Consider the following 20,584-nt stretch of genomic DNA (forward strand, 5'->3'; position numbering starts at 1 on the left):
GCGGGCGAGGGGGAGGGAGGGCGCGTCAGGCCTGGGTGGTGGCGGCTACTCGGGCGGCTCGGGCGGCGCGGCGCTCCTCGAAGCGGGACGCCTGGGTCTCCAGGGTGTCCACGTGGGCGGCGATCTGGTCGCGGGCGGCCTCGCCGTCGGCGTTCAGGCCGGTCACGTCGAACAGGTTCCACTGGCGCAGCACCGGCATCACCACGTCGTCGCGGTGCTGGCGCAGGTCGTAGATGCCGGCCAGCGCGATCGCCACCGACTTGCGGGCGAAGCCGTCGATGCCCACGCCCGGCATCTGGAAGTTGGCCAGCACGTCGGCGACCGCGCGCATGGCCTGCGACGGGGCCAGCTCGAACGCCGCGCCGAGCAGGTTGCGGTAGAAGACCATGTGCAGGTTCTCGTCCGCTGCCACCCGGGCCAGCAGCGCCTCGCACGTCGGGTCGCCGGTGGCCCGGCCGGTGTTGCGGTGCGAGATGCGGGTGGCCAGCTCCTGGAACGACACGTACGCCAGCGAGTGCAGCATCTCCTGGTCGTGCACGTTCTGGTAGCCCGCCGACATGTGCACCATGCGGGCCCGCTCCAGCGCCACCGGGTCCACCGCCCGGGTCACGGTGAGGTAGTCGCGGATCGCCGTGCCGTGCCGCCCCTCCTCGGCGGTCCACCGGTGCACCCAGGTGCCCCACGCGCCGTCGCGCCCGAACAGCGTGGCGATCTCGTGGTGGTACGAGGGCAGGTTGTCCTCGGTGAGCAGGTTGACGATCAGCGCGGTACGCGCCACCTCGGGCAGTGTCGAGTCCTCCGGCGACCAGGCCTCGCCGCCCAGCGGGCCGTCGAAGGTGCGGCCCTCGCTCCACGGCACGTACTCGTGCGGGAACCACTCCTTGGCCAGCGACAGGTGGCGGTCGAGGTTCTTCTCGACCACCGGCTCGAGTTCGGTGAGCAGAGCGGTCTGGCTGAGCACGGTCACGACGTTCTCCCTACGGTGGCGTAACTTACGCCACCGTAGGTCGAAACGTCTTCAGGCGCCAGTGCCGGCCGGACCGACCAGCGGCTTCAGGTCCGCCCGGGGCGGCGTCCACTCCCCCGCCGAGGCGGCCACCTGCTCACCTGAGCGGATGTCCTTGACCTCGTCTCCGTCCGCGCCGGGGAACCAGACGTACGGGATGCCGCGCCGCTCGGCGTACCGGATCTGCTTGCCGAACTTGGCCGCCGACGGGGACACCTCGGTCGGCACTCCCCGCGAGCGCAGCGCCGCCGCGACCGCGTCGCTGGCCGCCCGGTCCTCCTCGGCGGTGACCGCCACCAGCACACAGGTCGGCACCGAACGGGACACCGATAGCGCCTCGGCGCCGAACAGCAGGCCGAGCAGCCGGGTCACCCCGATCGAGATGCCCACCCCGGGGAACCGCACGTTGCCGGAGCTGGCCAGGTTGTCGTACCGGCCGCCGGAGCAGATCGAGCCGAACCGCTCGTAGCCGATCATCTGCGTCTCGTAGACCGTACCCGTGTAGTAGTCCAGGCCCCGCGCGATGCGCAGGTCGGCCACGCAGAGGCCGGGCGCGTGCGCGGCCGCGGTCTCCACCACGGCGGTCAGCTCCGCGACGCCCTCGTCCAGCAGCGGGTCGCTCACCCCGAGCGCGCGCACCGCGTCGGCGAAGGAGGCGTCCGGCGCAGAGATCTCGGCCAGCGACAGCACGGCCTTGGCCTGCGCCTCGCTCGCCCCGGCGGTCTCGGCCAGCAGCTCCGTCACCTTGGCCGGGCCGATCTTGTCGAGCTTGTCGACGGCGCGCAGCGCCGCCTCCGCGTCGGTCAGCCCGATGCCCCGGTAGAAGCCCTCGCAGATCTTGCGGTTGTTGACCTGGATACGCACCGGCGGGATCGGCAGCGACCGCAGCGCGTCGCCGATGACCAGCGGCATCTCCGCCTCGTAGTGCGCCGGCAGCGTGTCCCGGTCGACGATGTCGATGTCGGCCTGGAGGAACTCCCGGTACCGGCCCTCCTGCGGGCGCTCACCCCGCCACACCTTCTGGATCTGGTAGCGGCGGAACGGGAACTGCAGCTTGCCGGCGTTCTCCAGCACGTAGCGGGCGAACGGCACGGTCAGGTCGAAGTGCAGACCGAGCGCGTCGTCGCCGGCCGGGCCGTCGGCGTCGGCCTGCAACCGGCGCAGCAGGTAGACCTCCTTGGAGGTCTCCCCCTTGCGCAGGAGCTGGTCCAGCGGCTCCACCGAGCGGGTCTCCAGCGGCGCGAAGCCGTACAGCTCGAACGTGGCGCGGATCCGGTCGAGAACGAACTGCTCGATCATCCGCTGCGCCGGCGTCCACTCGGGGAAGCCGGAGATGGGCGTGGGCTTGCTCATGGCGTACTCCTCGATCCCGCGCGGCGCGCGGGCGAAACGTCGTGGGTCGCGGCGGTCAGAGGCCGCGGGTGGGCGCGACCGGGCGCGCGTCGCCGATGCCCGCCACCTCGACGAGGTACGGGTTGGTCGCGCGCTCGCGGCCGATCGTGGTCGCGGGGCCGTGGCCGGGCAGGACGACGGTGTCGTCGGCCAGCGGGAGCACCTTGTCCCGCAGGCTCGACAGCATGCGGGGCATGCTGCCGCCCGGCAGGTCGGTACGGCCGATCGAGCCGGCGAACAGCACGTCACCGGAGAGGCAGATCTGCTCGGCCTCCCAGGGCGAGCCGGCGCCGGGCAACCGGAACAGCACCGACCCGCCGGTATGGCCGGGGGCGTGGTCGACGGTGATCTCCAACCCGGCCAGCGACAGCGTCGCGCCGTCGGTCAGCTCGGCCACGTCGTCCGGCTCGGCGTACGGCAGCCGGCCGCCGAACAACTGAGTCAGGTCCATCGACAGCGCCTTGCTCGGGTCGGCCAGCAGCTCCCGGTCGTCCGGGTGGACGTAGGCGGGGATGCCCCGCGCGCCGCAGACCGGGGCGACGGAGAACGTGTGGTCCAGGTGGCCGTGGGTGAGCAGCACGGCGGCCGGGTGCAGGCGGTGCTCGGCGAGCACGGCGTCGAGCCGGTCGAGCACCCCGATGCCGGGGTCGACCACCACGCACTGCTCCCCCGGAGCGGTCGCCACCACGTAGCAGTTGGTGCCGAAGGCGTCCGCGGGAAAGCCGGCCACGAGCACGTCGCTCCCCTTTCCGTCCGGTCGTCGTCACCTTCAGCCTAGTCGTAGCGGCCAGCGAGTTCCGTCCGCCACCGCCACCGCCCAGCCGTCCCCGGCTGAGACGTCGGGACCTCGTACACGACATTCACAGTCGCTACCCGTACACTCTGGCGGGCGTGTGGCGTGGCGCACCCCGACCGGAACGGCGGCCGGCGCCCGGCGCCGACGGCGATTCAGGCAGAGGAAGGGGAGCGCACGTGGCTTCCAGCAGGGACCGGCAGCGCAAACTGGCGCGGGCCAAGCTCGACCGGCAGCTCGCCCGGCGGGCGGCGGTCGCGAAGCGCCGCCGGCAGATCCGGGCCGGTGTGGGCGCCGCGGTGGTGCTCGTGCTGATCGTGGCCGGGTCCGCCTGGGCGCTCGGCGCGTTCGACTCGGAGCCGGAGAAGCAGGCCGCCGAGGACGTCTGCCTCTGGACCGCGCAGGACGGCGCCGTCAACACCAACCTCAAGGACGTCGGCGAGCCGCCCACCACGGGCCTGCCCACCTCCGGCACCCGCCCGATGACGATCACCACCAACCAGGGTGGGCCGATCACCGTCGAGCTGGACCAGACCGACGCGCCGTGTGGCTCGGCGAGCCTGAGCTACCTGGCCGGCCGCTCGTTCTTCGACAACACCACCTGCCACGAGATCACCGCCGAGGGCGCGCTGCGCTGCGGCGACCCGACCGGCACCGGCCTCGGCGGCCCGACCTACTCGTTCTTCGACGAGAACGTCCCGAGCGCGCCGGAGCCCAGCCCGTCGGCCTCCCCGGCGCCCGGGCAGCCGGCGACGTACCCGAAGGGCACGGTCGCCATGATCGGCAACCCGCCGGGCAGCAACGCCAGCCAGTTCCTGATCTTCTTCAAGGACGCCAGCCCGGCCAAGCCGGCCTACTCCGTGGTCGGCAAGGTCACCGGCGGGCTCGACGTGGTGGAGAAGATCGGCGCCATGCCGACGGTGGACAATGGCAACGGCGCCAAGGTCAAGCCCCAGACGCAGATCCTGGTGCAGAGCGTCACCGTCGGCGAGCCCGGCGCCGCTCCGGCCGACAGTCCCGCGCCCTCGCCGAGCGCCAGCGCGGGCTGAGAACACAGGCGAGCCGGCGGCATGCCGCCGGTGCGATCCAGACGTGACCCGGCGCGCGCGCCGACCCCATACGCAGCAGTTGAGGAGTGACCGTGACGTCCACCAGAGACCGCCAGCGCGCGGCGGCGCGGGCCAAGCTCGAGCGGGAGATGGCGGAGCGGGCCGGCAAGGCCCGCAAGCGCCGGCAGACCCAGGCGATCGTCGGCGCCGCAGCCGTGCTGGTGCTCGTCGTGGCCGGCACGGTGTGGCTGGCCACCTCGCTCGGCGGCGACGACGACGAGCAGACGGGCGGCGCCACCACCGCCGACGCCGTGCAGTGCGCGTACACCGAGGTGCCCAAGGAGGGCCGGCCGCCGCAGATCAAGGACGTCGGTCTGCCGCCGACCCAGCAGGCCGGCAAGGGCTCCCAGACGATGACGATCGACACCAACCTGGGCCCGATCACCGCCAAGATCGACCGCGCCGCCGTGCCCTGCACCGCCGGCAGCTTCACCCACCTGGCGGAGAAGGGCTTCTTCGACAACACCAAGTGCCACCGGCTGGTGACCCAGGGCATCCAGGTCCTCCAGTGCGGCGACCCGAGCGCCACCGGCAAGGGCTGGCGGGACACCGACGGCACCGGCGGGCCGAGCTACAACCTGGCCGAGGAGAACCTCCCCACCAACAAGCGCCCGCCGTACCCGGAGGGTGTCATCGCGATGGCCAACTCCGGGCAGCCGGGCAGCACCGGCAGCCAGTTCTTCATCGTGTACGGCGACTCGTCGCTCGACCCGAACTACACGGTGCTGGGCACCATCACCGGTGGCATGGACGTGGTGAAGCAGGTCGCCGCGGCCGGTGACGACGGCGCGTTCGCCAAGCAGGCCGGCGGTGGTCACCCGAAGAAGGAGATCACCATGACCAAGGTGACCATGAGCCCGATCCAGGGCGGCTGACCCTCAGGTACGACGACGAAGCGCCCGCCGGCTGATCCCAGCCGGCGGGCGCTTTCGCATGCGTGCGGTGGCTCAGGCCCCGGAGGTGACCCGGTACGCGTCGAACACCCCGTCGACCTTCCGGACGGCGGCCAGCAGGTGCCCGAGGTGCTTCGGGTCGGCCATCTCGAAGCTGAACCGGCTCACCGCCACCCGGTCCCGGGTGGTGGTGACGGTCGCGGAGAGGATGTTCACCCGCTCCTCGGACAGCACCCTCGTCACGTCGGCGAGCAGCTTGTGCCGGTCCAGCGCCTCGACCTGGATGGCGACCAGGAACGTGGAGGCCGAGGTGAGCTTCCAGCTGACCTCCACCACCCGCTCGGGCTGGGCGCGCAGGTCCTCGGCGTTGGCGCAGTCGTCCCGGTGCACGCTCACCCCGCCGGAGCGGGTGACGAAGCCGAACACCGAGTCCGGCGGCACCGGCGTGCAGCAGCGGGCCAGCTTGATCCAGACGTCGCTGACGCCGCGGACCACCACGCCCGGGTCGGCGCTGCTCTGCCGGCTGCGCGGCGGCCGGGTGGCGACGGCGGTCTCGGCGATGTCCTCCGCCGCGCCCTCCTCGCCGCCGTAGGAGGCCATCAGCTTCTGCACCACCGACTGCGCGGAGACCTGGCTGTCGCCGACCGCCGCGTACAGCGAGGCCACGTCGGCCAGGTGCAGGTCCCGGGCGATCGCCATCAGCGCGTCCGAGGTGAGCATCCGCTGCAACGGCATGCCCTGCTTACGCATCGCCTTGACGATCGCGTCCTTGCCGGCCTCGATCGCCTCCTCGCGCCGCTCCTTGTTGAAGTACTGGCGGATCTTCGTACGCGCGCGCGGGCTCTTGACGAAGCCGAGCCAGTCCTGCGTCGGGCCGGCCATGTCGGACTTCGACGTGAAGATCTCGATCACGTCGCCGTTGGACAGCGTCGACTCCAACGGCACGAGCTTGCCGTTTACCCGCGCGCCGATGCACTTGTGCCCGACCTCGGTGTGCACCGCGTACGCGAAGTCCACCGGCGTCGACCCGGTCGGCAGCGGGATGACGTCGCCCTTGGGCGTGAAGACGTACACCTCCTGGCTGGACAGGTCGAACCGCAGCGCGTCCAGGAACTCGCTCGGGTCCGCCGCCTCGCGCTGCCAGTCCAGCAGCTGCCGCAGCCAGGTCATCTCGTCGATGTGCGCCGGGGGGCCCACCACCGGGGTGCCCTTGTGCTCCTTGTACTTCCAGTGCGCGGCGATGCCGAACTCGGCGGTGCGGTGCATCGCGTAGGTGCGGATCTGCATCTCCACCGGCTTGCCGGTGGGCCCGATCACCGTCGTGTGCAACGACTGGTACATGTTGAACTTGGGCATGGCGATGTAGTCCTTGAACCGCCCCGGCACCGGCTGCCAGTTGGCGTGGATGACCCCCAGCGCCGCGTAGCAGTCGCGCACCGTGTCGACCAGGATCCGCACACCGACCAGGTCGTAGATGTCGTTGAAGTCGCGGCCCCGCACGATCATCTTCTGGTAGATCGAGTAGAGGTGCTTCGGCCGCCCGGTGGTCTCCGCCTTGATCTTGGCGGCCTTCAGGTCGGTGGACACCTTCTGAGTCACCTGGCGCAGCAGCGCCTCACGCTGCGGCTGGTGCTCCCCGATCAGCCGGTTGATCTCCTCGAACCGCTTCGGGAACAGCGTGCCGAAGGCGAGATCCTCCAGCTCCCACTTGATCGTGTTCATACCGAGGCGGTGCGCCAGCGGTGCCAGGATCTCCAGCGTCTCCTTGGCCTTCTGCTCCTGCTTCGGGCGCGGCAGGAAGGTCAGGGTCCGCATGTTGTGCAGCCGGTCGGCCAGCTTGATCACCAGGACCCGGGGGTCCTTCGCCATCGCCACGACCATCTTGCGGATCGTCTCGGCCTTGGCGGCGTCGCCGAGCTTGACCTTGTCGAGCTTGGTGACGCCGTCGACGAGCAGCGCGACCTCGCCGCCGAAGTCGGCGCGCATCTGGTCGAGCGTGTACTCGGTGTCCTCGATGGTGTCGTGCAGCAGCGCCGCGACCAGCGTGGTGGTGTCCATGCCCAGGTTCGCCAGGATGGTCGCCACGGCCAGCGGGTGCGTGATGTAGGGATCGCCGGACTTGCGGTACTGCCCCGAGTGCCACCGCGCGGCCGTGTCGAACGCGCGCTGCAGCAGCCGGGCGTCGGCCTTGGGGTGGTTCTCCCGGTGGGTGGAGATCAGCGGCTCCAGCACCTCGCTGACCTGCGAGGTCTGCCAGGGCGCGTTGAACCGGGCCAGCCGGGCGCGTACCCGCCGGCCGGTGGGCGCGTTGGAGAGCGCGAAACCGCCGCCGGTCGCCGGGTCGGCGGAAGCCTCGGTCGGGAACGGCACCACGACACCCCCGCCGTCAGCCGTCGCGTCGGGCGCGCCGCCGGTGGCGCCGGTCGCCCGGGCCTGCGGGTTGCCGCTGCGCTCGGTCACCGAGCCGTCCGCGTCGCCTGTCGGGTGCACCGTGCCCTCCACCGGAGGGACGACATCGTGGGACACCGGCCTCCTCACCGCTCGCCGGGGTGCGCCGGCCGTCCGGCCGACGTCTGGTTCAACCGGCCCGGGGGCCGGTGTTGTTCCGCGCGGTCACCGGGGCCGGGCCCCGGCGCCTGCGCCGCCCCGGACAACTCGGCCGGGTCGGCAAAGGGCAATGCTACCCGTACGCAGGGTACGCCACCGCTCCCCCGGACGGTCGGCGCCGACCGGCCCGACGGCCGGGCCGGGTCAAACGGTCAACAGGGCGTGGACCGGGCGCGGCGCGAGTCGCTTGCGGCCTTCGAGGAAGCCCAGCTCCAGCAGCACGGTGAACCCGGTCACCGTGCCGCCGGCCCGTTCCACCAGGTCCAGCGTCGCCTCGGCGGTGCCGCCGGTGGCGAGCACGTCGTCGAGCACCAGCACCCGGTGGCCGGCGGTGAAGGCGTCCTGGTGCACCTCCAGCGTCGCCTCGCCGTACTCCAGCGCGTAGGAGGCGGAGTGCGTGGCCCGGGGCAGCTTGCCGGCCTTGCGCACCGGCACCACACCGACCCCGGTGGCGTACGCGACGGCCGCGGCGAGCACGAACCCGCGCGCCTCGATGCCGGCGACGGTGTCGAACGAGTCGCGCCCGTGGTACGCGATGATGCCGTCGATCACCTCACGGAACGCCGCGCCGTCGGCGAACAGCGGCATCAGGTCCTTGAACATGACACCCGGCTTGGGGAAGTCCGGCACGTCCAGCAACCGGCTGGCGACGAGCTGGGCGGCCTCCGGGCCGCTGTCTCCGCGTACGCCCGCGGTGTGGGTCTCCGTCACAGTGCGTCCCATGTCCTTTCGAAACGACGACGGCGTCCGTCATGCCGTAAGTTCAGCATGACGGACGCCGTCGTCGTGATTGCGTCCGGGCCCGTGGTTCTAGCGGCGCTTGCCGCCGGGCCGGTTGCCGCCGCCGCCGGCGGGCCGGCCGCCGCGGGCGCCGCTGGGACGCTTGCCGGCCGGGCGGGCGCCGACCTTCGGGGCGGCGCCGGCGAGCGCGGCCGCCTCCGGGTCGATCGGCGCGTCGGCGGCCGGCGCGGTGGCACGCGGGCCCTTCGGGGTGATCTCGCCCCGGGCCAGCGCGGCCCGGCGGGACAGCACTCGCTTGTTGTGCGCGCTGATCCGCGGGTCCATGTTCTTCAGCAGCACCAGCAGCGGGGTGGCCAGCAGGATCGAGGTCAGGAACGCCACCGCCATACCGACGAACAGCACCAGGCCCAGGTCCTTCAGCGTGCCCGCGCCGAGCAGGCCGGCACCGATGAAGAGCAGGCCGCCGACCGGCAGCAGCGCCACGACCGAAGTGTTCAGCGACCGCATGAGGCTCTGGTTGAGCGCCAGGTTGGACGCCTCGCCGTAGGTGACGTTGTTGTTCGCGGTGATGCCGCGCGTGTTCTCCTGCACCTTGTCGAAGACCACCACCACGTCGTAGAGCGCGAAGCCCAGGATCGTGAGGAAGCCGATGATCGTCGACGGGGTGACCTCGAAGCCGACGAGCGAGTAGATGCCGGCGGTGAGGGCCAGGTTGGTCAGCAGCGAGGTGATCGCGGCGACCGCCATCCGCCACTCGAAGCGCAGCACCAGGTAGATCGACACCACTGCGATGAAGATCAGCAGGCCGAGGAAGGCGCGGGAGGTGACCTGGCTGCCCCACGCCTCGGAGACCTGGCTGCCGCTGATCTGGTCGGCCTGGATGCCGAACTCCTGCGCCATCGCGGTCTTGGCCGCGTTGGCCTGCTCGGCGGAGAGCTGCCCGGTCCGCATCTCGTAGAACTCGCCGCTGGTGCTGCCGACCTTCTGGGCGCTGACCACCTCGACGCCGGGCGCCTCGTCGGCCAGCACCTCGTCGACGGTCTGCTCGGCCCGGTCCAGCGTGCCGACGCTGGCCGGCACCTGGAACGTGTTGCCGCCGGCGAACTCGATGCCGAGCTTGAAGCCGCTGATCGCGAAGCTGAGGACCGCGATCAGGACCAGGACGCCCGCCACGCCGAACCACAGGTTGCGGCGGCCGACGATGTTGAGATCCGCCTCGCCCCGGTAGAGCCGCGCGGCCAGACCACTCTTAGCCATCTCAGGCCTCCTTGACACGCGGGTTGCGGGCGGTGCCCGGCTCGGCCGACCGGGCCGGCAGCGCCCGGCCCAGACCGCTGACCCGCGGCGACAGGAACGCCCGGGTGCGGGCGAACATCGTCATGATCGGGTGGCGGAAGAGGAACACGACGACCAGGTCGAGCACTGTGGCCAGGCCGAGCGCGAAGGCGAAGCCCTTCACCGCGCCGACCGACACGATGTAGAGCACGACGGCCGACATCAGCGTGATCGCGTTCGCCGAGATGATCGTCCGGCGGGCCCGGATCCAGGCGCGCGGCACCGCGCTGCGTGGGCTGCGGCCCTCCCGGATCTCGTCCTTCAATCGTTCGAAGTAGATGACGAACGAGTCCGCCGCGACGCCCAGTGAGACGATCATGCCGGCGATGCCGGCGAGCGTGAGCGTGAAGCCGATCGAACGGCCGAGCACCACGAGCGCGCCGAAGACCAGCAGCGCGGAGAGCACCAGGCTCAGGAAGATGACCGAGCCGAGCAGCCGGTAGTAGAAGAACGAGTAGATGATGACCAGCAGCATGCCGATGCCCGCGGCCAGCAGACCCGCCTTGAGGTGGCTGTCGCCGAGCGTCGCGGTGACGTTCTGCTGCTCCTGCGGCTCGAACGTCACCGGCAGCGCGCCGTAGCGGAGCTGGCTGGCGAGCGCGTTCGCGGTCTTGTTGTCGAAGCTGCCGGTGATCTGCGAGTCACCGGTCAGCACGCCCTGGATCTCCGGGGACGAGACGATCGCGTTGTCCAGCACCACGGCGACCCGGCACTTGCCGTCCTGGCCGAGCGCGGTCTGGTCGCAGGCCTGGCCCTCGTTGTTGAACGCCTCGCGGGTCAGCGCGGTCCACTTCTCCTGGCCCTTGCCGGTGAAGTTGAGGCTGACCACCCAGGAGCTGGTCTGGTCGAGCTGGGCGGAGGCGTTCTTGACGTCGGTGCCCAGCACCTTCGCCACGTCGAGCAGGTACTTCGCGCCGGACTCGCAGGCGACCGCCTTCTGCTTCTCGTCCTTGATCGAGGCGGCCGGGCGCTTGTCGAGCTGGGCGCAGGTGATGGTCGGGACGTTGAACTGCATCTCGACCGGCAGGACCGCGACCTCCTGCGGGCTGAGCGTGCCGAACGGCTTGAGCTTGTCGGCGAGCGTCGGGTCCGTGGTGAGGTCGGCCGGGGCCTGCAGGCCCGAGGCGGCGGCCCAGGCGGCCGCGCCGACCTTCTGCTCGACGGCCTTGCGCTGCTGCTCGATGCTCTGCGGCACCGGCTCGGCGCTGGCGCTGGCGCTGGGGGACGCGGCGCTCGGCGAGGCCGACGGGGTGGCGGAGGCGCTCGGGTTCGGGGCCATACCGCCCTGTCCGCCGGCGCTCGGCGATCCGCTGACCTTGGGGCTCGTGGACGCCTGCGGCGACGCGCTGCCCGACGGCGCCGGGCTGGCGGTCCCGGACGGGGCGACGCTCGGGCTCGGCGCGGGCGCGGCGGCGGCGCCGCTGCCGTCGGTGGCCTTGAGGACCTTGCGGAAGCGCAGCTCGGCGGCGCTGCCGACGTCGGTCAGGTCCCGGTTCTGGCCGGGCAGGGAGATGACGATGTTGCGGTTGCCCTCGGTGACCACCTCGGCCTCGGCCACGCCGTAGGCGTTGACCCGGCTCTCGATGATCTGGCGCGCCTCCTCGAGGTTGCCGGCGGTCGGCGGCTTGCCGTCCACGGTGTTGGTGGCCTCGAGCGTCAGCCGGGTGCCGCCGACGAGGTCCAGGCCGAGCCGGGGCTCCAGCCGGTCCTTCCAGCCACCGCTGGCGCCGCCCGAGAAGAACACCAAAAGATAGAGGACGACGAAGATGAGCCCGAGCACGGCGAGCTGCCGTCCGGGCCGCATCTGTCCCTGAGGTGGTGCCACGGCTGTCCTGTCTCCCTGTACGGTCGCGCCGCTTCCGCGGCGGCGACAACTGTCGGGCCGGGGGTGTCCGCCCGACTGCTCCGGCGGGTCGGCACCGGCCGACGGCACGCCGACCGGGGCACGGCGCGGGGGCGCCGCACGGCCTGGCCGGGTGCCGGCGCCGGGCGCCGACCCCAACTATCCACTTGTACCGATGATTCCGCTGCCCCGTCCGGGGCGGGAGTCACTCCTTGACCGGCTCGGCTTCCTCGGTGATCGTCTCGGCGGCCGGCGCCTCGGCGCGCTTGATCACGCGGGCCACGGCGGGGCGGGCGTACCGGGTCTGGACGCCCGGGGCCACCTCCAGCAGGACGGTCTCGTCCTCGACCGCGGTGACAGTGCCGTGCAGGCCGCCGATGGTGACCACCTCGTCGCCCGGGGCCAGGGCGGACTGCATCTGCTCGGCCTCGCGGCGGCGCTTCTGCTGCGGTCGGATCATCATGAAGTACATGACGACGAAGAGCAGAGCGATCATCAGGATCGGCGTCAGACCGCCGGCTCCCCCGCCACTCGCTGCTGCGTAAAGCACGGTGTAGACCTTCCGGTTGGCCTCCGTCCCGGCGCCGGAGGGCGCCGCAGCGGAAGCAGATTCTCACGTCCTGTACAAACCGCGGCGAAGTCTAGTCCCTGCTCCTGAGAAGACCGAATGCGGCACAGATCACGAACGGATCACGGCTGGTCGCTCTGCACCGAGAAGAGATCGGGCCCCGGAGAGGTATCCGCACCAAATGTACCATTCGGCGGGTTGCGGCCCAGATGGTGCCAAGCGGCCTCCGTCGCCACCCGCCCGCGCGGCGTACGTGCCAGCAGGCCGGCCCGCACCAGGAACGGCTCGCAGACCTCCTCGACCGTGTCCGGCTGCTCCCCCACCGCGACCGCCAGCGTGGACAGGCCCACCGGGCCACCGCGGAACGAGTCGACGAGCGCGGTGAGCACCGCCCGGTCGAGCCGGTCCAGGCCGAGCGCGTCCACGTCGTAGACGGTCAGCGCGGCCCGGGCGGTCTCCAGCGTGACCACGCCCTCGGCCCGCACCTCGGCGTAGTCGCGCACCCGGCGCAGCAGCCGGTTGGCGATACGCGGGGTGCCCCGGGACCGGCCGGCGATCTCCGCCGCGCCGTCGGCCGTGATCGGCACGCCGAGGATCCGGGCCGACCGGTGCAGCAGCGTCTCCAGGTCGGCCGGCGCGTAGAAGTCGAGGTGCGCGACGAAACCGAAACGGTCGCGCATCGGCCCGGTCAGCAGGCCGGAGCGGGTGGTGGCGCCGACGAGCGTGAACGGCTCCACGTCGAGCGGGATGGCCGTCGCGCCCGGCCCCTTGCCGACCACCACGTCGACGCGGAAGTCCTCCATGGCGCTGTAGAGCAGTTCCTCGGCCGGCTTGGCGATCCGGTGGATCTCGTCGATGAACAGCACGTCGCCCTCGGCGAGGCTGGTCAGGATCGCGGCCAGGTCGCCGGAGCGCTCGATGGCGGGGCCGCTGGTCACCCGGATCCCCGCGCCCAACTCGGCGGCGACGATGTTGGCCAGGCTGGTCTTGCCCAGCCCGGGCGGACCGGACAGCAGGATGTGGTCCGGCGGCGAGCCGCGCCGCATCGCGCCCTGCAACAGCAGGTCGAGCTGGTCACGGACGCGGTCCTGGGCGATGAACTCGGAAAGCCGCTTCGGCCGGACGCTCGCCTCCGCGTCCAGCTCGGCGTCGCTGACGTACGCCGAGACCAGGTTGTCGTTGCTCATGCGCCGGCCCTCGCCCGCCGCCCCGGGCCCGTCATCGGGTCCGGCCCAGGAGGCGGATCGCCTGCTTGAGCAGGACCGGCACCGGCGGCGTCTCACCGTCGACGGTCTCCGCCACCGCGGCCACCGCCTGCTCGGCCTGGGCGGCCGTCCAGCCCAGCCCGACCAGCGCCTGGCGTACCTGATCCGGCCAGGCCCCGGCGGTCACCCCGGCCGCGCCATCGGCGCCCACCGGCACCGGGCCGATCCGGTCGCGCAGCTCCAGCACCAGTCGCTCGGCGCCCTTCTTGCCGATGCCCGGCACCCGGGTCAGCGCGGCGGTGTCGGCGTTGGCGATGGCCTTGCGAACCGCGTCCGGCGTGTGCACGGCGAGCACCGCCTGAGCCAGCCGCGGACCGACGCCGCTGGCGGTCTGGAGCAGCTCGAACAGCTGCTTGGCGTCGTCGTCGGCGAAACCGTAGAGCGTGAGCGAGTCCTCCCGGACCACCAGGCTGGTGGCCAGCCGGGCCGGCTGGCCCACGCGCAGCTCGGCGAGCGTGCCGGGGGCGCACTGCACGGCCAGGCCGATGCCGCCCACCTCCACCACCGCGTGATCCGGGCCGGTGGCGGTCACCGTGCCGCGTACGCTCGCGATCATCGCGTCCCTCCTCGTCGGGCCCGCTGCGCGGCCTCGGCCAGCTTGGACCGGGTGCCGCCGCGCCACACGTGACAGATGGCCAGCGCCAGCGCGTCGGCGGCGTCGGCCGGCTTCGGCGGCTCGGGCAGCCGCAGCAGCCGGGTGACCATCGCGGTCATCTGCGCCTTGTCGGCCTGGCCGGAGCCGGTCACCGCCGCCTTCACCTCGCTCGGCGTGTACGTCGTCACCGGCAGCCCGGCCCGGGCCCCGGCGAGCACCGCGATGCCGCTGGCCTGCGCGGTGCCCATCACGGTGCGGACGTTGTGCTGGCTGAACACGCGCTCCACGGCGACGGCGTCCGGCCGGTGCTCGGCGACCAGCTCGGTGAGCGAGCGGTCCAGGTGCAGCAGGCGCAGCGGCAGGTCGTCGGCCGGGTCGGTGTAGACCACGTAGTAGGCCACGAGCGTGCAGGGGCGGCCCGGCACGCCCTCGACCACGCCGACCCCGCACCGGGTCAGCCCCGGGTCGACGCCCAGCACCCGCACGCCGCCTCCTCCCCGAGCCGCCAGCAGTACGTGTGTTCGACACACCCTACTGGTGCCCGCCGACGCCGGGTCGGCCGGACACGCCGGGCGCGGGCGGTGACGCGGCGCACCACACACCCGGGCGGTGGAGTATGTGTCGCCGCCCCATGTGCCCGGCGGCACACGGCTCGTACGTTCATGCGCCATGACGGCAGAACCCGTGGTGGTCCCCCACGTCGTACACGTCGACCTGACCGGCCGCACCGCGCTGGTCACCGGCGGCGGCAGCGGCATCGGACGTGCCTGCGCCCTGCGCCTGGCGGCGGCCGGCGCGACAGTGGTGGTGCTGGACCGCGACACCGCGGCGGCCGAGGCGGTGGCCGCCGAGGCCGGTGGCCGGGCGGTGGGGGTCGACCTGGCCGACCCGGCGGCGGTGGACCGGCTCGACGTCGACGCCGACATCGTGGTCAACAACGCCGGCCTCCAGCACGTCTCGCCGGTGCAGGACTTCCCGGTCGAGCGCTTCGAGTACATCCAGCGGGTCATGGTGGAGGCGCCGTTCCTGCTGGTGCGCCGGGCGCTGCCCCGGATGTACGCGAACGGCTGGGGCCGGATCGTCAACATCTCCTCGGTGCACGGGCTGCGCGCCTCGCCGTTCAAGGCCGCGTACGTCTCGGCCAAGCACGCGCTGGAGGGCCTGTCCAAGGTGGTCGCGCTGGAGGGCGCCGCGCACGGCGTCACGGCCAACTGCATCAACCCCGCGTACGTGCGCACCGCGCTGGTGGAGAGCCAGATCGCCGACCAGGCGGCCACGCACGGCATCGGCGAGGACGAGGTGGTCGAGAAGATCATGCTGGCCCGGGCGGCGATCAAGCGGCTGATCGAGCCGGAGGAGGTGGCCGAGCTGCTGGCGTACCTGTGCTCCCCGCCCGCCGCGTTCCTCACCGGCGCCTCGATCGCCCTCGACGGGGGCTGGACGGCGAACTAGTGGCGCCCCGCACAATGTCGGTCATGTCGTCGCCGGTGGAGTTCCTGGAGTTGCTGGCGCGCGAGGCGGCAGCGGTCGAGTTCGAGGGCCCGCTCGTCGCCGCGCGCGCCGCCGGGCTGCCCGCCGACCGGCTGGCCGAGCTGGAGCAGGCGAAGGTGGTGGCGCTGCGGGTGCGGGCGCTGCTGGCCCGCCGGCGCCGCCGGGAGACCGAGCTGTCCGGCCTGTACGACACCGCGAGCGACCTGGCCGGGCTGCGCGACCTGGACGACGTGCTGCGCGCGATCGTGCACCGGGCGCGGATCCTGCTCGGCACCGACGTGGCGTACATGACGCTCAGCGACGAGGAGCGCGGCGACACCTACATGCGGGTGACCGACGGCTCGATCTCGGCCCGGTTCCAGCGGCTGCGGCTGGAGCTGGGCGACGGCCTGGGCGGCCTGGTCGCGCAGACCGGCACGCCGTACGTCACCTCGAACTACCAGGAGGACGAGCGGTTCCGGCACACCGGCGAGATCGACGGCGGGGTGGGCGAGGAGGGCCTGGTGGCCATCCTGGGCGTGCCGCTGCGGCTGGGCTCCAGCGTGATCGGCGTGCTGTACGCGGCGAACCGCTCGGCCCGGCCGTTCGCCCGCGAGGAGGTGTCGCTGCTGGTGTCGCTGGCGGCGCACGCGGCGGTGGCGATCGACACCGCGCGGCTGCTGGCCGAGACGCGTGCGGCGCTGGCGGAGCTGTCGGCGGCGAACAGCACGATCCGGGCGCACAGCAGCTCGGTGGAGCGCGCCGCCGCCGCGCACGACCGGATGACCGCGCTGGTGGTGCGCGGCGGCGGGATGGAGGACGTGGCGGCAGCGGTGACCGAGGTGCTCGGCGGGGCGCTGCTGGCGCTGGACGCCGAGGGCCGGCGGCTGGCCCGGGTCGGCGAGATCGAGGAGCCGGACCGGGCGGACATCGTGGAGGCGGTCGCCGCGTCGCGTACCGAGGGACGCAGCGTGCGCCGGGGTCCGCTCTGGTACGCCGCGGTGGTGGCCGGCGCGGAGAACCTGGGCGCGCTGGTGCTGCGCCCGGACGACGAGCTGGTCGACGCCGACCAGCGCATCCTGGAGCGGGCCGCGCTGGTGACCGCGTTGCTGCTGCTGTTCCGCCGGACCGTGGCCGAGGCGGAGGGGCGGGTCCGCGGCGAACTGCTGGACGACCTGATCGCCCGGCCGCTGCGCGACGCGGACGCGCTGCGGGCGCGGGCCCGCCGGATAGGGGTGGACCTGGACGCGCCGCACGTGCTGGTGGCGGTCGGCGACGACGCGTTCGCCGAGACCGGCTCGGCCCGGCAGCGGGTGCTGTCCTGGGCCACCACGTACGCCTCGACCCGGGGCGGCCTGGCGGCGGCGCGCGACGGGCGGGTGGTGCTGATGCTGCCCGGCCAGGACGCGGGCGGCGCGGCCCGGGCGGTGGCCCGGGATCTGTCGCGGGTGACCGGCCGGCCGGTGACCGCCGGCGCGAGCGGCCCGTCGACCGGGCCGGCGTCGCTTGCCGTCACGTTCGCCGAGGCGGAGCGCTGCCTGTCCGCGCTCGGCGCGCTGGGCCGGGCCGGGCAGGGGGCGAGCACCGCCGAGCTGGGCTTCGTCGGGCTGCTGCTCGGCGCGGTCGGCGACGCCGGGGACCGGGACGTGTCCCGGTTCCTCACCGCGACAGTGGGTCCGGTGGTGGACTACGACGCCCGGCGGGGCACCGCGCTGGTGAAGACGCTGGAGGCGTACTTCGGGGTGGGCGGGAGCCTGGCCCGGGCCGCCGAGCAGCTGCACGTGCACGTGAACACTGTCACCCAGCGGCTGGAACGGGTCGGGCAGCTGCTCGGCGCGGACTGGCAGCGGCCGGAGCGGGCGCTGGAGGTGCAGCTCGCGCTGCGCCTGCACCGGCTGCGCACGCCCGCCCGCTGAGCGGCCGGGCCCGGCGACCCGGTCTCAGCGGACGCGCAGGCCGTCCAGGACGGTGTCCACGATCCGCTCGGGCACCACCCGCTCGTCCCCGGCGTGCCAGTGCAGCATCCGCTGGGTGAGCATCGGCGCGGTGAGCAGCGCCATGGTCACCTCGATGTCGATGTCGGCGCGGAGTTCGCCGCGCTCGATCGCGCGGCGCAGCACCTCGCGCAACGCCTCGCGGCGGGGCTCGACGATCGCCTCGTACGCCTGCCGGTGGGCCGAGCTGCGGTTCACCTCGGGCACCAGGCACGGCATGATCTTGCGGGCCCGGGGGTCGGCGTGCTGGCCGACGGCGCCGACGAGCAGCACCAGGTCGTCGCGGACGGAACGGCCGGCGCAGTGCGGCGCGGGCCCCTTGAGCGTGCGCAACGCGTCCAGCAGCAGCGCGTCCTTGCCCGGCCAGCGACGGTAGATGGTGGCCTTGCCGACTCCGGCGCGGGTGGCGATCGCCTCGATGGTCAGCGACTCGACGCTGTTGCCCTCGGCCAGCAGGTCGAGTGTGGCGTCGACGATCGCCTCGTCCGCGCGGGTGCTCCGCGGTCGCCCGGGCGACCGCGGAGCATCCGCCGTGGAAGTCATGTCAGACATTGTCCACGAACCTATGCGGTACCGGCCAGTTCCCGGTCCGTGGCGGGGGTCGCGCCCGGGGCGGCGGCGACCGGCCGGCCCGGCATCCAGCGCAGCACGATGACGAGGCCGAGCGCGGCCACCACCGCGGAGACGCCGGCGGCCCAGTGCATGGCCGAGACGAACGAGTCGTTCGCCGCGTCGATCAGCCGCGGCGCGGCGGGGCCGAGCCGGTCGGCGACGGCGTACGCCCCGGAGACCGACTCGCGGGCCGCGTCGCGTACCGGGGCGGGCAGCGCGGCCACCGCCGGGGCGACCTGGTCGCGGTAGACCGCGGAGAGCACCGAGCCGAGCACCGCCACGCCGAGCGCGCCGGCCACCTGCCGCACGGTGTTGCTGACCGCCGACCCGACGCCGGCCTTCTCCCGGGGCAGCGACGACATGATGGACTCGGTGGCCGGGGGCATGATGTTGGCCATCCCGGCGCCCTGGAGGAACCCGAGCGCCGAGAAGATCCAGATCGGGGTGTCCGCGTCGATGAAGACGAACGCGCCCAGCGCGGTGGCGGTGAGCAGCAGTCCGACCGCCGCCACCGACCGGCCGCCGTAGCGGCGGACCATCGCCGCGCTGCGCGGGGCGAAGATCAGCTGGGCCACCGCGAACGGCAGGAACAGCAGGCCGCTCTCCAGCGGGCTGTAGCCGCGCACGAGCTGCAGGTAGAACGCGCCGAAGAACATCACGCCCATGGCAGCGAAGAAGACCAGCCCGACCAGGGCCACCGGGGCGGCGAAGCGGGGGACGCGGAACAGCCGTACGTCCAGCGACGGGTGGTCGCTGCGCAGCTCGTGGACGATGAACCAGCCGAGCACCGCGAGGCCGCCCAGCACCGCGACCCACACCTGCGGGCGGCCGAAGCCGTGCTCGCCGCCGTCGATGATGCCGTAGGTGAGCGCGACCAGGCCGACCACTGAGAGCAGCACGCCGGGCAGGTCGACCCGGCCGGGCTTCGGGTCGCGGGACTCCGGGACCAGGGCCGCGACAAGCACCACGCCGAGCGCCACCACCGGCACGTTGATCAGGAAGACCGAGCCCCACCAGAAGTGCTCCAGCAGCGCGCCGCCGAGCACCGGGCCGATCGCCACGGCGAGGCCGACCGCGCCGGCCCAGACGCCGATCGCCTTGGCCCGCTCGCGCGGGTCGAAGACGTTGGAGATGATCGAGAGCGTCACCGGCATGATGGCCGCGCCGCCGACGCCCATGAGCGCGCGGGCCGCGATGAGCTGGGCCGGGTCCTGCGCGTACGCCGACAGCAGCGAGGCCAGCCCGAACAGCGCCAGCCCGAGGGTCAGGAAGCGGCGGCGGCCGAGCCGGTCACCGAGCACGCCGAAGGTGAACAGCAGCCCGGCGAAGACGAGCGTGTAGGAGTTGATCGCCCATTCCAGCTCGCCCTGGGTGGCGCCGAGGCCGTGCACCGGGTCGGCGAGGGTGCGCAGCGCGACGTTGAGGATGGTGTTGTCGAGGACGACCACGAGGAGGCTGATCACCAGCACCCCGAGGATCGCCCACCTCCTCGGGTGTCCGGTGTTCTCGTGCGGTTCCACTGCGGTTTCTCCCCCGCTTCCCCCCGCATCGAAATACGATACGGGTCAGACTCGTAACGGTGACGAGAGTAGGCGGCGGAGTTTCGATACGGAACCGGTTCGTATCGAATGTGTGCCAGGTCACGTACCGGCGTCAGGCGTTGCCGCGCAGGCAGGCCAGCGTCGCCTCGCCGAGCGTGGTGAGACGCTGCGGCACGGCCGAGGTGGGCGGGAACGGCTCGATCCACCCCGGACCGGCGGCGAGCACCCGTACCCCCGGCAGGTCCCGCCGCAGGCGGACCAGGCGGTACGCGCGGCCGGTCACCGGCGTCTGCGACCAGACCACCACCACCCGCGGCCGCACCCGCGCCGCCGCGCTGGCCAGCGCGGACCAGGGCAGGGCCGGGCCGAGGTACAGGGCGCCGCGCCCGCGCTCGCGCAGCGCCGCGGCGAGCGCGTGCAGCCCGAGGCAGTGCGTCTCGTGCTCGGCGCCGGCCAGCAGCACGCCCTGGGCGGGCAGCGGCCGGGCCGGCTCGCGGCCGAACACGTCCAGCCCGATCCGCAGCCCCTCGGAGAGGGCGTGCTCCATCGCGATCTCGGCGGCGCCGTCGCCGCGCAGCGCGCCCAGCAGCGGCAGGCAGACCTGTTCCCAGACGGGCACCACCCCGGCCTCGGCGGCGAGGTCGAGCAGCAGCCCGGCGACCTGGTTGTCGTCCAGGTCCTCGGCGGCGGCGGTCAGCCGTTTGCGGGCCGTCTCGGCGGCCCCGGCCGGCATGTTCTCGGTCAGCAACGGACGTACCCCCGGGTAGCTCTCCTACCCAGGGTTCGCTCGCACCTGCCGATCCGGATGCGCAGATGGCGA

Annotated in this window: 18 protein-coding genes; 4 read left to right on the forward strand and 14 right to left on the reverse strand. The window is 72.9% G+C overall.

What is annotated here, in order from left to right:
* Positions 1-25: 25 nt before the first annotated feature.
* From ACSDG8_RS05880 to ACSDG8_RS05890, 3 genes are read right to left on the reverse strand one after another with little or no spacing between them, the layout of a single operon-like run.
* Complete coding sequence (locus ACSDG8_RS05880; RefSeq protein ID WP_210897687.1) at positions 26-967, reverse strand: acyl-ACP desaturase; 942 nt, start codon at positions 965-967, stop codon at positions 26-28.
* A gap of 51 nt (positions 968-1,018) precedes the next feature.
* Positions 1,019-2,359: a histidine--tRNA ligase gene (hisS, locus tag ACSDG8_RS05885; protein ID WP_210897689.1), complete on the reverse strand. Its 1,341-nt coding sequence runs from the start codon at positions 2,357-2,359 to the stop codon at positions 1,019-1,021.
* 55 nt (positions 2,360-2,414) lie between these two features.
* Complete coding sequence (locus ACSDG8_RS05890) at positions 2,415-3,134, reverse strand: MBL fold metallo-hydrolase (protein WP_439427729.1); 720 nt, start codon at positions 3,132-3,134, stop codon at positions 2,415-2,417.
* Positions 3,135-3,370: 236 nt separating this feature from the next.
* On the opposite strand from ACSDG8_RS05890, the gene ACSDG8_RS05895 reads away from it, so the two are divergent.
* Entirely contained in the window at positions 3,371-4,240 is an 870-nt protein-coding gene (locus tag ACSDG8_RS05895; RefSeq protein ID WP_210897693.1) for a peptidylprolyl isomerase, read from the forward strand.
* A gap of 92 nt (positions 4,241-4,332) precedes the next feature.
* A complete protein-coding gene (locus tag ACSDG8_RS05900; RefSeq protein WP_184684570.1) occupies positions 4,333-5,175 on the forward strand; it encodes a peptidylprolyl isomerase in 843 nt (280 codons plus the stop codon).
* A 72-nt stretch (positions 5,176-5,247) separates the two neighbouring features.
* On the opposite strand, the gene ACSDG8_RS05905 is transcribed toward ACSDG8_RS05900, so the two are convergent.
* From ACSDG8_RS05905 to ruvC, 8 genes are all read right to left on the reverse strand, one after another.
* Positions 5,248-7,695, reverse strand: a complete 2,448-nt coding sequence (locus ACSDG8_RS05905) for a RelA/SpoT family protein (RefSeq protein ID WP_210897739.1) — start codon at positions 7,693-7,695, stop codon at positions 5,248-5,250.
* A 249-nt stretch (positions 7,696-7,944) separates the two neighbouring features.
* On the reverse strand, positions 7,945-8,511 hold the full coding sequence (locus tag ACSDG8_RS05910; protein WP_210897695.1) for an adenine phosphoribosyltransferase: 567 nt from the start codon (positions 8,509-8,511) through the stop codon (positions 7,945-7,947).
* A gap of 99 nt (positions 8,512-8,610) precedes the next feature.
* Positions 8,611-9,798, reverse strand: coding sequence for a protein translocase subunit SecF (gene secF, locus ACSDG8_RS05915; protein WP_210897697.1), 1,188 nt, complete (start codon positions 9,796-9,798; stop codon positions 8,611-8,613).
* Position 9,799: 1 nt separating this feature from the next.
* Complete coding sequence (secD, locus tag ACSDG8_RS05920; protein ID WP_210897699.1) at positions 9,800-11,701, reverse strand: protein translocase subunit SecD; 1,902 nt, start codon at positions 11,699-11,701, stop codon at positions 9,800-9,802.
* 223 nt (positions 11,702-11,924) lie between these two features.
* Entirely contained in the window at positions 11,925-12,269 is a 345-nt protein-coding gene (yajC, locus tag ACSDG8_RS05925) for a preprotein translocase subunit YajC (RefSeq protein WP_073827651.1), read from the reverse strand.
* Between the two features lie 140 nt (positions 12,270-12,409).
* Positions 12,410-13,474, reverse strand: coding sequence for a Holliday junction branch migration DNA helicase RuvB (gene ruvB, locus ACSDG8_RS05930; protein ID WP_210897701.1), 1,065 nt, complete (start codon positions 13,472-13,474; stop codon positions 12,410-12,412).
* Between the two features lie 31 nt (positions 13,475-13,505).
* Entirely contained in the window at positions 13,506-14,108 is a 603-nt protein-coding gene (gene ruvA, locus ACSDG8_RS05935) for a Holliday junction branch migration protein RuvA (protein WP_210897703.1), read from the reverse strand.
* Positions 14,105-14,632 (reverse strand): crossover junction endodeoxyribonuclease RuvC, encoded by a 528-nt coding sequence (ruvC, locus tag ACSDG8_RS05940; RefSeq protein WP_210897705.1) that lies wholly within the window; start codon positions 14,630-14,632, stop codon positions 14,105-14,107. Before ruvC ends, ruvA begins: the two co-directional genes overlap by 4 nt.
* A 184-nt stretch (positions 14,633-14,816) precedes the next feature.
* Here ruvC and ACSDG8_RS05945 point away from each other — a divergent pair, with 184 nt between their 5' ends.
* Together ACSDG8_RS05945 and ACSDG8_RS05950 are read left to right on the forward strand one after the other, a co-directional pair.
* Positions 14,817-15,599 carry a 3-hydroxybutyrate dehydrogenase gene (locus ACSDG8_RS05945; protein ID WP_210897707.1) on the forward strand — a complete coding sequence of 261 codons (783 nt, stop codon included), beginning with the start codon at positions 14,817-14,819 and terminating at the stop codon, positions 15,597-15,599.
* Between the two features lie 14 nt (positions 15,600-15,613).
* Positions 15,614-17,533 carry a helix-turn-helix domain-containing protein gene (locus ACSDG8_RS05950; protein WP_210897709.1) on the forward strand — a complete coding sequence of 640 codons (1,920 nt, stop codon included), beginning with the start codon at positions 15,614-15,616 and terminating at the stop codon, positions 17,531-17,533.
* Positions 17,534-17,557: 24 nt separating this feature from the next.
* Here the strand turns inward: ACSDG8_RS05950 and ACSDG8_RS05955 are convergent, their stop codons facing one another.
* The 3 genes from ACSDG8_RS05955 to ACSDG8_RS05965 all read right to left on the reverse strand — a co-directional run bounded on the left by ACSDG8_RS05955 (position 17,558) and on the right by ACSDG8_RS05965 (position 20,512).
* Positions 17,558-18,163 carry a TetR/AcrR family transcriptional regulator gene (locus tag ACSDG8_RS05955; protein ID WP_210943137.1) on the reverse strand — a complete coding sequence of 202 codons (606 nt, stop codon included), beginning with the start codon at positions 18,161-18,163 and terminating at the stop codon, positions 17,558-17,560.
* A gap of 11 nt (positions 18,164-18,174) precedes the next feature.
* A complete protein-coding gene (locus ACSDG8_RS05960) occupies positions 18,175-19,743 on the reverse strand; it encodes an MFS transporter (protein WP_210943136.1) in 1,569 nt (522 codons plus the stop codon).
* Between the two features lie 133 nt (positions 19,744-19,876).
* Positions 19,877-20,512: a transcriptional regulator gene (locus ACSDG8_RS05965; protein WP_247679248.1), complete on the reverse strand. Its 636-nt coding sequence runs from the start codon at positions 20,510-20,512 to the stop codon at positions 19,877-19,879.
* Between the last annotated feature and the right edge of the window lie 72 nt (positions 20,513-20,584).

Source organism: Micromonospora sp. LA-10 (assembly GCF_051853095.1).
Taxonomy (GTDB): Bacteria; Actinomycetota; Actinomycetes; order Mycobacteriales; family Micromonosporaceae; genus Micromonospora; species Micromonospora echinospora_A.